Annotated in this window: 10 protein-coding genes; all 10 read left to right on the top strand. The window is 42.5% G+C overall.

All coding sequences use genetic code 11. The annotated features are described in order from the left end of the window. Positions 1-1,260 (top strand): SusC/RagA family TonB-linked outer membrane protein (locus AC1DPZ_RS13620; RefSeq protein WP_477404195.1); only part of this gene is annotated, 1,260 nt, incomplete at its 5' end. A gap of 25 nt (positions 1,261-1,285) precedes the next feature. Continuing rightward, positions 1,286-2,857 carry a RagB/SusD family nutrient uptake outer membrane protein gene (locus tag AC1DPZ_RS13615; protein ID WP_477404193.1) on the top strand — a complete coding sequence of 524 codons (1,572 nt, stop codon included), beginning with the start codon at positions 1,286-1,288 and terminating at the stop codon, positions 2,855-2,857. Between the two features lie 25 nt (positions 2,858-2,882). Continuing rightward, a complete protein-coding gene (locus tag AC1DPZ_RS13610) occupies positions 2,883-4,421 on the top strand; it encodes a glycan-binding surface protein (RefSeq protein WP_477404191.1) in 1,539 nt (512 codons plus the stop codon). Between the two features lie 89 nt (positions 4,422-4,510). Further along, entirely contained in the window at positions 4,511-5,959 is a 1,449-nt protein-coding gene (locus AC1DPZ_RS13605; RefSeq protein ID WP_477404189.1) for a cellulase family glycosylhydrolase, read from the top strand. Between the two features lie 258 nt (positions 5,960-6,217). Continuing rightward, complete coding sequence (locus tag AC1DPZ_RS13600) at positions 6,218-6,769, top strand: hypothetical protein (protein WP_477404187.1); 552 nt, start codon at positions 6,218-6,220, stop codon at positions 6,767-6,769. Positions 6,770-7,357: 588 nt separating this feature from the next. Next, a complete protein-coding gene (locus AC1DPZ_RS13595) occupies positions 7,358-8,707 on the top strand; it encodes a cellulase family glycosylhydrolase (protein WP_477404185.1) in 1,350 nt (449 codons plus the stop codon). A 124-nt stretch (positions 8,708-8,831) separates the two neighbouring features. After that, a complete protein-coding gene (locus AC1DPZ_RS13590; protein WP_477404183.1) occupies positions 8,832-10,658 on the top strand; it encodes a family 43 glycosylhydrolase in 1,827 nt (608 codons plus the stop codon). Between the two features lie 119 nt (positions 10,659-10,777). Next, the gene (locus AC1DPZ_RS13585) at positions 10,778-11,071 is read left to right on the top strand and encodes a hypothetical protein (RefSeq protein ID WP_477404181.1); all 294 of its coding nucleotides are present in this window, start codon (positions 10,778-10,780) and stop codon (positions 11,069-11,071) included. 67 nt (positions 11,072-11,138) lie between these two features. Beyond that, positions 11,139-11,369 carry a hypothetical protein gene (locus tag AC1DPZ_RS13580; RefSeq protein WP_477404179.1) on the top strand — a complete coding sequence of 77 codons (231 nt, stop codon included), beginning with the start codon at positions 11,139-11,141 and terminating at the stop codon, positions 11,367-11,369. 105 nt (positions 11,370-11,474) lie between these two features. After that, the coding region (locus AC1DPZ_RS13575; RefSeq protein WP_477404177.1) for a glycoside hydrolase family 3 protein at positions 11,475-12,788 on the top strand (1,314 nt) is incomplete at its 3' end.

The following is a 12,788-nucleotide window of genomic DNA, read 5'->3' as shown; positions in this document are numbered from 1 at the left end:
AACCAGGGCATACCGGGCAATACCTTTGTAACCCAGCTTCAAACAATAGCTAATGGTTTATCGGGTATAGCGCAGTGGCAAAACAATTTGGCAAACGAAGACGTAACATGGGAAAAAACAGACTATTACAATGCAGGGCTTGACGGAGCGTTTTTTAACGGGCGGTTAAGTTTTTCATTGGATGTTTATGATCGCGAAACAAGGGGACTATTGTTAAAAATTCCGCTGCCTTTATATAGCGGTACTACAGCCGGATGGTCACCGGGATCTATGCAGGCACCATATATCAATATTGGTAAGGTGCGTAACAGGGGGTTTGATTTCAGGGTTAGCGGTACCAACATTAGTTCGAAAAATTTTACGTGGAAAACCGATGTTACTGTATCACGAAATGTTAATACAGTGCTGAACCTGGGCCCTGGTGGCGCCGACGCCAGCTTAGCCCAAACATCATACACAATTAACCAGGTGGTTGAAAAAACTGTAGTAGGCAGGTCTATAGGCGAGTTTTATGGCTATGTGTTTGACGGCGTTTTCGCAACGGCTAATGATTTTAAAACACATGCCTTGCCAGCTGACCAGGCCGGTAATACTTATCCAATCTCGCCTTCAGGCGGTGGTATCTGGTACGGCGACCGTATGTTTAAAGACTTAAACGGCGACGGCATTATTGACACGAAAGACCAGACCTTTTTAGGCTCTCCTATTCCTAAGTTCCAGTTTGGTATCAACAACTCATTCACCTACAAAAATTTCGACCTTAATTTCTTCCTGAGTGGCAGTTATGGCAACAAAGTATTTAATGAACAGTCAATAAGACAAACCAATTCGCAATATAATACCGCTTATTTTAAAAAGGTATTAGATTACGCAAAGGTAGAACTGATCGATCCGGCCGGTTCTGCATCTGATATCGACAACGTGCATGTTACCAACCCCCGTACAACCGTTGTAGGTTTAAGAAACGACAATACCAACGACAATAACCGTTCTAATAGTTTGTTTATCGAAAACGGTTCATTCCTGCGGTGTAAGAACATCACGCTGGGTTACCGCTTGCCCGAAAGCGTTTTGTCAAAAATACATGTAAGCAATTTCCGGATATACGGTACGGTAACCAACGCTTTTCTCATAACAAAATATTCCGGGATGGATCCTGAAATCGGGTCATGGAATCCGCTTCAGGCGGGTTGGGATAACGGTTATTATCCGCAGCCAAGGGTATTTACTATTGGCGCTAACATAACTTTTAGCAAATAAGGCAATCACCAACAAAAAAGATATTATGAAACCAATTAATAAAATATTAGTTTTCGCGCTATTAGCGGTAGCATTTACCGCGTGCAAAAAGAGCTTTTTAGATCGCCCGTCAAACTCACAGATCAGCTCTAATAATTTTTACAAAAGCACCTCCGACCTGCGACTGGCTACGGCAAGCTTATATGGCGGTTCGCATTGGTTCTTTTTTCATAACCAAGCCATGTTGACAGTGGGCGATATATTAAGCGGTAACGCTACATTCCCATGGAATGGCGATATCGTTCAGCTTTATACCCGTACTATTACCCCCCAAAACGGCATTATATCAAGCGGGTGGGCAGGCTTGTACAATGTTATTGCTCAATGTAATACAGTTATCAGTGCTATAAAAAAAGCCGATCCCTCTGTTTCTACAGCTGACAAGAATGCTGCCATAGCCGAAGCCAGGTTTATTCGCGCCATAGCCTACTATCATTTGGCTGTTTATTGGGGTGCAGTACCAATTATAGAAGACAACGCTAAACTGTTGTCAGATCCCTTACTTAACCGCAATATCGTTTCGGACGTGTATAAATTTGTTGCCAACGATCTTACTTATGCAGCGCAAAATCTCCCAAAAACCGATCAAACAGGGCGTGTTACAACCTGGTCGGCACAGGGAATGTTGGGCAAGGTATATTTGACGATGGCGGGCGTAGGCAAAAGTGGCAGCCGCGACCAGGCTTTGCTTGATAGCGCTAAAAAATATGCGGGTAATGTGTGCAAAAACAGCGGATTGACGCTGTTTTCCAACTATTACAATCTTTTCAAACCGCAATTTAATGACAGCCCCGAATCATTATTCGCACTTCAATGGCAGGCCGGTACGGGTTACGCAAATGGTAATTCATGGCAATACTATTCGCCAAGTAATGATATAAACCCCGGAAAGAATGGAGCATGGATACCTTTATCACCCAATTACGAGCTGTATCAGCTTTATTCTGAAAAGGATTCGATAAGGCTTAAAGCGAGTATGTTTCTCACCGGTGTACATTATCCCGAGCTGAATGCGGCAGGCGGCGGCTTTACCGCTACCATGGTGGCTATGAAAAAACACATTATTGGCAACGAGAAAGATAACAACGCGCCGACCATGGATTTTTGGTCGTCTCCGGAGCATAATTCTGTTTTAAGGTTAGCTGATGTGTATTTGGTCTATGCCGAAGCTATTTTAGGAAACGATGCCTCAACCTCAAACGGCGAAGCGCTGACGTACTTTAATGCTGTTAGAACAAGAGCAGGTGTAGACCCTGTTACATCGCTGGACTTTAACACTATATTGAAAGAGCGACGGGTTGAACTTGTTTTTGAAGGACAATATTGGATAGACCTGGTGCGGTATTCTTATTACAATCCGCAAGGAGCCGTTAATAATCTTAACAACCAAAAACGGGGGACGTTTACATATGACAAGGCAACGAAGACAGCCAAAAGGGATACAACCTTTGTAGCGCCTGCGTTGCCGGCAACCATCAGTTCGTTTACGTTGCCAATTCCGGCATCGGAGATGACAGCTGATCCTAAGTTGGCTCAACCACCTGTACCATATTATTAATTTAACATAGTTAAAATATATTATTATGAAAAAGATTTTAAATATCCGCCTGTTTTTTTTGCCGCTGCTATTAGCAATAGTGGCCTTACTGCCCGCTTGTAAAAAGGAAGTAACAACAAACAGTGCCCCGCCTTCCATTACAAGTGTAAGGATGTATAATGCATCTCCTAAGGATACGCTTATGAGTACCGGTAACCCCGCAACTGATCCCAGCTGGTCTGGAGGAACAGGACGATATGTGGTTATAATCGGGGCGAATTTGCAAAAGGCAACTGAAATTACATTTGATGGAGTTCCTGCAAGTTTTAACCCTACTTTATTTGCGCCGAACAGCGCAGTGGTGCAAATACCTAATATTCAGTTTTCAAAAGTTGATACAGCTAAACTTTATACTATACAGTATACCACAGCAGCAGGTACTACAACATTTTCTTTTAAATTAGGCCCGCCTGCGCCTAAAATTTGGGCCATTTCAGATGTATTTGCCAACCCGGGCGATTCGGTTTATCTTTTTGGTGCAAATTTAGTATTGGTTCAACACCTGGTATATGGGGGCACCGATATCCCCAAATTTACCTCGAGCCTTCATGGGGACTCCCTTGGCTTTTTGATGCCAGCAACAACATCCAACAAGCTAATAACAGTAACTACTAAATCTGGTATTGCCGTGGATACCATAAATGCGAAGCCGATCATTTACGGCATTTCCTACGTTAATCCCAAACTTGGTGATTCGGTTTATGTTTATGGTGCTTACCTTAAGACTGTCCAGTCAATTTCTTTTGGCGGTGCTACTATTACAAATTTCACAGAAGGTCCACGTGGTGCTTATGTTAAGTTTTCAGCTCCAAATGAGAACAGCTACTCAAGTGGACCAGTGACCATTGTTACCAGTTATGGAACGGCTTCTACTGTTAATAAAGTAAATACTCAAAATAACGATAAAGTAGGTCTGTTAGGAGATATGGAGTGGGGTGATAATTTTGGTTTTGGCTGGGCCCAATTTGAACGTTTAACCGGGGAGTGGGAATATCCCCAATTTAATGGTCCGATGGGAAAAGATCATAGTCAGATGATGGTTATTGATTGTCCCAAAGATAATCCTGTTTTAGCTGCCGGTGCTAAGCAGGATATCCCATTGGGTAATTCTAATACGGGTAATCACTGGGTACCTGTGGCAAATCTTACAGATCCTCCTTCAAGCTGGGCTTTTCAATTTGACATAAGTGTGGCTAAACCATGGAATGGAGGTACTCTTCTTATTAAAACTCGATTTGCAGGTGACACTTATGTTGCGCGTTATGAGCCATGGAAAATTCCTGGTTCAAATAAGACCGCTGCTTTTAAAACGAAAGGTTGGCAAACCGTAATTATTCCTTTAACTAACTTCAAATCAAAAGTTGACCAATTAGGGGATGGTGTATCAATTACTCAAATAAGCGATCTATTAGGGCCTACTGGTGCGGGTCCTTATGATATGTACCTTCAAAATTTCAGTAATTCGTCAATTGCAACTGGTTTTTATGTCGCTATAGACAATATTAGGTGTGTGAAAATCAAATAGCCTACAGCCCCACGGCAGTATATCGCCGTGGGGCTTTTTAATTAACTAAGATTAAAGACAAAATGAAAATTAAGTACTCATTTGCAATATTGATATCTCTTATTACAGTTATATCTTTATTCTCCTGTAAAAAATCGAAGAATCAGGACCCGCAACTAACAGTTAGTGCATCCTCAATAACTTTTACGACTGATGAGAACGGTGGTGCCCAGGACATAACCGTTTCAGGTAATGCCGATTGGAGTGTCAGCAATCCTGCTTATGCGTGGTTGCAATTAAGCACAACATCAGGTGGCAGCGGCAGCACTGTTATTCATTTAACAACATTATCTCAAAATACTACAGGGACAACCCGATCTGCCATTTTATACATAAGCTCTTCCAACGGCCAGGCAAGAAGGGTGACAGTTATCCAGGCCGCCACTATATACCCCAGTTATAATACATCGCCCATAGCGCCCGACATCACCGGAATGAGCAGTAATGCCGTGCAACTGGCGGCAAAAATGCAAACGGGAATGGGAATAAATATTGGCAATACCATGGAACCCCCAACCGAAGCTGAGTGGGTGAATAGTAAAATTACCGAATCGTATATAAAATTTTTGAAAGCAAAAGGTTTCAAAGCGATACGACTTCCTTGTGCCTGGAACTGGGGTCATTTAAGCGATCGGGGAAAAGCGAAAATTGACCCGGCATGGCTTGCCCGGGTGAAAGAAGTAGTTGGATGGTGTGTCGCTAATGATATGTATGTGATGGTGAATATTCACTGGGACAATGGCTGGCTGGAAAATAATATTACCGAAGTTAAGAAAGATTCTGTTAATGCTAAACAAAAAGCACTTTGGGAACAGATAGCTACAAACCTGCGTGATTTTGATGAGCACGTTCTATTTGCCAGCGCGAATGAACCTTGGTGTTGGGATGCCAAGATTATGGCCATACTTAATGGTTATCACGAAACATTCATCAAGGCAGYTCGCTCTACGGGGGGCAGAAACAGTAACCGGGTACTGGTTGTGCAAGGGCCAAGTACCAGCAGTGAATACACTGCTAAGCTGATGACTACTATGCCTCACGATCCGGTACCTAATCGTATGATGCTTGAGGTGCATTTCTACTCGCCTTATACATTTAATTTAGGACACGATGGAGATTTAGCCGGGGTTAAAGCGGCTTACTACTGGGGGGCTGGGAATCATTCTACTATCGAGCCGGAGCGCAACGCCACCTTTGGAGAAGAGGATGCGGTCATTGAGGAACTCGGAAAGATGAAAAAGTTTGTTGATCAAGGTATCCCTGTGATAGTAGGTGAATATGGAACCTTTAGACGGACTCCCACATCCGGCAATGGTATTCCTAAGGATACGCTGATGCACAACAGGTCTGTGGATTACTGGCTAACTTTTTCGACCAAAACTATGAGAGCGAATGGTCTTTTACCATTCTGGTGGGAGGTAGGTAATGGTTTTGACAGAAAAAATAATGTGGCTAGTGACCAGCGGATGGTAAATGCCATTATTGCAGGATATAAGTAAAAATAATATTGAACTAAGGCTTTCCCGGGATAACGGTACTGTGAACCGAAAGGAGAAGTATGAAAATAATGCATCAATAAGCACTAAAAGGAACATGAATAGACAGGTAATAACAAGCTTACTGTAAGGTAAGCCTAGCCTTAAAAGCACAAAGATCTGGCAGAAGCCTTAATGCTATGCAGTATGAGTTTTTCAGGTTTTTTCAAACAAATAATGAACAATTTTTAAACTATAAATTAATATTTAAAACTAAGTAAAATGAAAAAAATCGCACTATTATTTTGGGCTCTTACAACAGGGATGTTAGCCAAAGCACAGCAAACTGTGTATGCCGAAAATTTTGAATCAAATGTAGCCTACGTTAGTGATGCCTATATGTATTCATTTGCACCACCTACAAAGGCAGGAACATGGAATGGTGGAGTAGATTTAAAAACCGCTGGCAATGCCAATATAAATTTGCGTCAAGGTTGGGGTAACGGATTTCTATTGAAAATAGAATCCAAAGGTGCTGCTGTTACCATACCTAATATCAATGTGGCTGGTTTTACAAATTTAAACCTGTCTTATGAATTTGTTGTTGAAGATGGGGCAGATGCTGTAGTACCAAAAATTGAAGCAAGTATTGATGGCGGTGCTTCTTGGGTAACTCTACCTACAGTTGCCAGTGGTGCAGGGTGGAATAGAGAACCAAAATCGGTTGCTTTGCCTTCAGGAAATTATAAAACAATAAGCCTCAGAATGAATCCTAATACTGTGAGTGCTAATGCTGTAATGTTTGACAATTTTGTAATTACTGGAACGAAGTAAGCCTGGCTACTGAATCGAACCAATCACCTGACAATTCAATTAAGGTTTATCCAAATTCTATTTGTTAACGAATTTAAAGGTGAAGCTGTAAATTCTGATCAACCATTTTGTGTTTCCATTTTTGATATACCTGGAAGAAAAGTAGAGTACTGACCATCAATCTGTTAAATTAAAAGGATATCCGGCCGATCCGTTTTATTACCGGTAAATTCTTAGAGGCGTTTTTAAATTATTTAACAAAAGGCAAAGCAAATAATGTGCTGCCGTTTTTATGGCCAGCAGCGTATTTGACCGGGCAACTTATACTGTAGGAAGTAAGCAAATATTTGATTCGCTGAAAAAAGGTGCAGGGCTTTAGATAGGCAGATTTAGTTAGTATAAACCGTTCCGTTAATACGCCTATTGTGGCTGAAGAAAAAATCCTCTGAACAGTATTGTTGAGAGGGCTCTTTTTCAATAAAAATTAAGACAAAAATGAAAAAAATGTATTTTTTAAAATCAGTAGTATTTCTAATTGCGATTATCGCCCTTTTAGCATGCAAAAATGCGAAAAGTCCGGCACCAGAACTCACAGTTAGCATGTCGACCATGATGTTTGCGCCTGATGGTGGAAGTCAGGACATTACCATTACCGGCAATGCCGACTGGAGCATAAGCAACCCTGCTTTTTCATGGCTGCAACTAAGTGCTACATCCGGTAAAAGCGGCAGTACGGTTATTCATGTAACAGTGACATCGCCAAATGGCACCGGGGCAAGCCAGTCTGCAATTTTAAACATAAGTTCATCCAACGGCCAGGCAAGAAGAGTGACGGTTACCCAGGCCCCCACCATATACCCGGGTTATAATACATCGCCCAAAGCGCCAGACATGACTGGAATGACCAGTACTGCCGTGCAGCTGGCTGCAAAAATGCGTACGGGAATGGGAATAAATTTTGGCAATACCATGGAATCCCCAGGCGAAGGCGACTGGCAGAATAGTAAGCTTACCGAAGCGTATGTGAAATATGTAAAAAGTTTAGGTTTCAATTCTATACGGATTCCTTGTGGCTGGCTTACGTATCATTCAAGCGATAAGGCAAAAGCGAAAATTGACCCGGCGTGGCTTGCCCGGGTGAAAGAAGTAGTTGGATGGTGTGTGGCTAATGATATGTACGTGATGCTGAATATTCACGGGGATTGGGGCTGGCTGGAAGATAATTTAAATGCGGTAAAGAAAGATTCTGTTAATGCGAAGCAAAAAGCGCTTTGGGAGCAGATTGCTACAACCTTGCGCGATTTTGATGAACATCTTTTGTTTGCCAGCGCGAATGAACCTAAGGCTGATAATGCCGAGCAGATGACCATACTCAATGGTTACCACCAGACATTTATCAATGCAGTTCGCTCTACCGGAGGCAGGAACAGTTACCGGGTGCTGGTTGTGCAGGGGCCCCACACTGATCCCAGCAAAACTAATGATTTAATGAATACGCTTCCAACAGACGAAATTCCTAACAAGATGATGGTAGAGGTGCATGACTACACGCCTGCTACATTCACGATATTAGGTGAAGATGTAAGCTGGGGCAAAATGGTTTACTATTGGGGAGCCGGGAATCATTCTACTATTGAGCCCGAGCGCAACGCCACCTCTGGAGAAGAGGATGCGATTAACGCTGAATTCAAAAAGATGAAAGAGAAGTTTGTTGATAAAGGTATCCCTGTGATACTGGGTGAATATGCATCCATGAGGCGGACTGCCGGCAAGAATGTTCCTAAGGATATGGCTATGCACAACAAGTCTGTGGATTACTGGGCAACTTATGTAACCAAACAGGCTAAAGTGAATGGTCTTCTGCCATTCTGGTGGGAGGTAGGTAATATGTTTGACAGAGCTAAAAATGTGGTAAAGGACCAAGCCCTGTATGATGCCCTTAAGGAAGGATATAAGTAAAAATTAATGTTGAATTAAAGCGTTTGCCGGAATAACGGTACTGTAAACAGATTGGACAGTACCATTTTTTGCTTGACGTATATGATTGGTATTGATTATGAAAATATAAATTAAACTAACAAAAATGAACAATATAATAAATTTGAAAAAGGGTCTTGGTATATTTTTAGCCTTACAATTCTTTTTCACATTGCTTGCTTTTTCCTGTAAGAAGAAACAGGTTGTGCCTCAATCTCAACCTCAACTCACTGTTTCTTCCCTGCAGGTTGCTTTTGAGCCGGAAGGAAGTAGTGCCGATGTTTCTATCACCGGCAATGTTAATTGGACAGCGACAGCCAACACCTCAGCTCCATGGTTAACGATAAGCCGGTCATCGGGAGGCTCGGGAAATGTTACGCTTAAATTAACCGCGAACGCTAACAACTCAGGGGCTACCCGCGGGGCGATAGTGACTATCAAAGCTCCGAATAGTGCTGACAAGCAAATTCAGGTTACACAGCCAGAAATAGAGGTTAATGAAGACCTGGAAGCAAAATGGGCAAGAGTTTCGCCGAAACTTCTCACCAACAATGGGAACCCTTTATTAGATTTTATGTTTACCGCCGACCCAACAGCTATAGAATACAATGGAAGAGTCTATGTGTATGCCACGAATGATCATCAACAGTTTGAGAAGGTAGGAAAGGCTGGGCAAAATAGTGCCCAGTATATCCGTTCACTGGTCATGATGTCTTCCGATGATATGGTCAACTGGACTTATCATGGCCTTATAAATACAGCAAAGCTGGCGCCATGGACTGCTTCGTCCTGGGCGCCTTCCATTGAATCCAGGCTGGAAGCAGATGGTAAAACGCATTTCTATTTGTATTATTCCAATAACGCTTTTGGCTCAGCCGTGCTTACTTCCACCTCTCCCGTTGGCCCCTGGAAAGACCCATTAGGAAAGAGCATAGTCGACCACTCTGTTCCCGGTGTGGATGTCGATGTTCCATTCGATCCCGGAGTTGTGATTGACGGCCAGGGTACAGGCTGGCTGGTTTTTGGAGCCGGAAAGCCTAAAACACCTTATATGCCGGATAATGCCCGAATCGTCAAATTAGGAGCAGATATGATCAGTTTGGCAGGCAATATTTCTAAGATACCCGCTCCTTATTTTAATGAGGCCAGCGACCTTAACTTTATCAATGGGACCTGGGTTTATAGCTATTGTACAAATTGGGATGCACGCGCCGAATGGCCTTATAGCACTATTGCTAAACCAACCGCATGCAACATATCTTACATGACGAGTAAAACACCCTTAGATAAGGATAGCTGGAAGTATCGCGATAATTACTTTAGAAATACTGGCGACAACGTGGGTGATAACGTGGGTCCTTTGTCAAACAATCACAGTCACGTGTTCAAGTTTAAGGCGAAATATTATCTTGCTTACCATGCCATGTATTTACAGGATTATTTTGACACTCAGGGTGGTTTTCGTAATGTGGGTATCGAACCAATACAGGTGGATGAAGGGAATGATGTGACTTTCCCCATGGTCAACGCAACTTTTAAAGGCCCGTCACAAATTAGCCTGTTAAATCCGTTCGTTCTTCAGCAAGCAGAAACCACTGCGGGCACTTCGGGGAAAATCCAGTTTGAAGATGGTGGTAGTGAGGGTAATATGGTTGCCAGAGGAACGATAGATAAACAATGTCTCATGGTGCGGGGAGCCGATTTTAGCAAACAGGTTCCTGCCAAATTCGAAGCCCGCGTGAAAGGAACAGGTAGAATTGATGTTTATGTAAATAATCTTAAAGGCCCGGCTCTTGTTTCCCTTACATGTGATGCGAAGGACTGGACTACGCTCTCAAAACAAATAGGACTGAACATACCTAAAGGAGTGGGGAATATCTATTTTGTATTTAAAGGAGAGGGCTTTTTGTTTGATGAATGGAAATTTTATTAAGTCCGATCAGAAGGTTGAAAATTAAATAAGAGAGAGTTTTAGTTGAATATAAGTAGATGCCTGGGGCCTTTGCCGAGAGGTCCCGGCATTTTTTTAACTCTGACGATTCTGTTTTCAACATGATGGAAATCAACAGCAATCTATTTGAACGCATGACGATTGCCGCGGCAAATGATACCTGGTTAAAAAAAGAGAGTATGGAAAATCAAATGATTTCAAAAGCACCGGAATTAGATGAAAGTGAAATTAAAGCTTTGATAGAGGATTTTGATATGATTGGGATATTGCTTAAGGAGCACCTTACTATTTTCAGCAACCCTATCTTAACGCCTAAATCGAAAAAAATGTGTAACGAGGGATTGGTTCTTATTAAAAAGTTCACTCAGAAATGTTTAGAACATTATGGGATTTAAAATATTATGGGATGCTCCCCCAAATTTGATATCCGCGACAAATGATACCAGGTAAAAAAAAGAGAACATGAAAAATCAAATTGTTTCAAAAGCACCGGAATTAGATGAAAGTGAAGTTAAAGCTTTGATAGAGAATTTTGATACGATTGGTATGTTGCTTAAGGAGCACGTTACCATCGTCAGTAACCCCATCTTAACGCCGGAGTCGAAAAAAATGTGTGACGAGGGTTTGGTACTTATTAAGAAGTTCACTCAAAAATGTTTAGAACATTATGGGATGCGTTACCTTCCAAAATAAGGTTTCAACGACAGGTTATGTGGAATCCTGAGTTGGCCTTAAACCATCTGCTGTTGAAACTTACAGCCGCAGATAAATAGCATCTACAAAAAGAAAAGAAAATTTATGAAATATACCCTTGCCTGTTTTATGGCATTTTTCGTGGTCGGCGGCGTTTCAGCACAAAACAAAAGCGAGGTTGCGCTTAAAGCAAAGATCAACAGCATCGTCAGCAAAATGACGCTGGAAGAAAAAATAGACATGCTTCATGGCAACGCCTTATTTTCTTCAGCAGGTGTAAGCCGTTTAGGTATCCCGGAGCTAACCTGCGATGATGGCCCCTTGGGTGTACGCGAAGAAATAAAACGCTTTGATTGGGCATCGGCTAACTGGACAACCGATTCCGCCACGTTTTTACCAAATGGTTCGGCCATAGCGGCTACCTGGAACCCCGTAATGGCAAATAAATACGGAGTAGTTATAGGCGAAGAGGCCAATGCCCGTAAAAAGCATATAATGCTTGCACCGGCATTCAATATCTGCCGGATGCCCCTTTGCGGCCGTACCTACGAATATTATTCGGAAGACCCTTATTTAAACAGCCTGCTGGCTGTCGGGGCTGTAAAAGGAATTCAAAGCCGGCATGTAGCAGCCTGTATAAAACATTTTGCCGCCAATAACCAGGAGCTTAACCGTGATAGCGTAAACACCATTGTTGATGAAAGGGCATTGCGCGAAATTTATTTCCCGGCATTTAAAGCAGCCGTACAGCAAGGGAATGCCTACACCATTATGTCGGCTTACAATAAGCTGAATGGCTATTGGTGTTCCGAGAATGACTTTTTATTAAATAAAGTACTAAAAAAAGAATGGGGCTTTAAAGGAGTGGTCATGTCAGATTGGTCCGGGACGCACCATACCGTTGCAGCAGCCAACAACGGGCTGGACATTGAAATGGGCTCAAGCGGACCGTATGATCAATGGTATTTTGCCCAACCATTGCTTGCGGCTATAAAATCAGGCCAGGTTCCGGTAAAAACAATTGACGATAAAGTGCGCAGGATTTTGTGGGTGATGTACCATACCTCTATGAGTACTAATCATCCTGCAGGATCTATCGCTACACCGGCGCATACCAAAGCCGCCTATGATATTGCCTCAGAATCTATCGTTTTGCTAAAAAACGACAACCATTTGCTGCCTTTAAAAGCAGCTAACATTAAAAGCATCGCCGTCATCGGCGATAATGCCACCCGCACATTTGCTTTAGGCGGTTATGGTGCCGGTGTAAAAGCTAAATATGAGGTTACCGCGTTGGCAGGTATAAAATCAAGGTTCGGTAAAACAGCCAGTATCAGCTTTGCCCAGGGCTATAAAGCAAACTACCTGGCAAGCAATAGTGATGAACAAAACCGTGGCTATGACCAGCCCGATCAAAAA

It is taken from the genome of Mucilaginibacter sp. P4_G9 (genome assembly GCF_056400985.1).
This window is presented reverse-complemented; position numbering and strand designations above follow the sequence as displayed.

What these genes read in the sequence shown, in the direction of transcription:
- AC1DPZ_RS13580 (WP_477404179.1), top strand. Translation starts at nt 11,139, where the DNA reads ATGAAAAATCAAATTGTTTCAAAAGCACCGGAATTAGATGAAAGTGAA.
- AC1DPZ_RS13595 (WP_477404185.1), top strand. Translation starts at nt 7,358, where the DNA reads ATGATGTTTGCGCCTGATGGTGGAAGTCAGGACATTACCATTACCGGC.
- AC1DPZ_RS13590 (WP_477404183.1), top strand. Translation starts at nt 8,832, where the DNA reads ATGAACAATATAATAAATTTGAAAAAGGGTCTTGGTATATTTTTAGCC.
- AC1DPZ_RS13585 (WP_477404181.1), top strand. Translation starts at nt 10,778, where the DNA reads ATGATGGAAATCAACAGCAATCTATTTGAACGCATGACGATTGCCGCG.
- AC1DPZ_RS13615 (WP_477404193.1), top strand. Translation starts at nt 1,286, where the DNA reads ATGAAACCAATTAATAAAATATTAGTTTTCGCGCTATTAGCGGTAGCA.
- AC1DPZ_RS13610 (WP_477404191.1), top strand. Translation starts at nt 2,883, where the DNA reads ATGAAAAAGATTTTAAATATCCGCCTGTTTTTTTTGCCGCTGCTATTA.
- AC1DPZ_RS13600 (WP_477404187.1), top strand. Translation starts at nt 6,218, where the DNA reads ATGAAAAAAATCGCACTATTATTTTGGGCTCTTACAACAGGGATGTTA.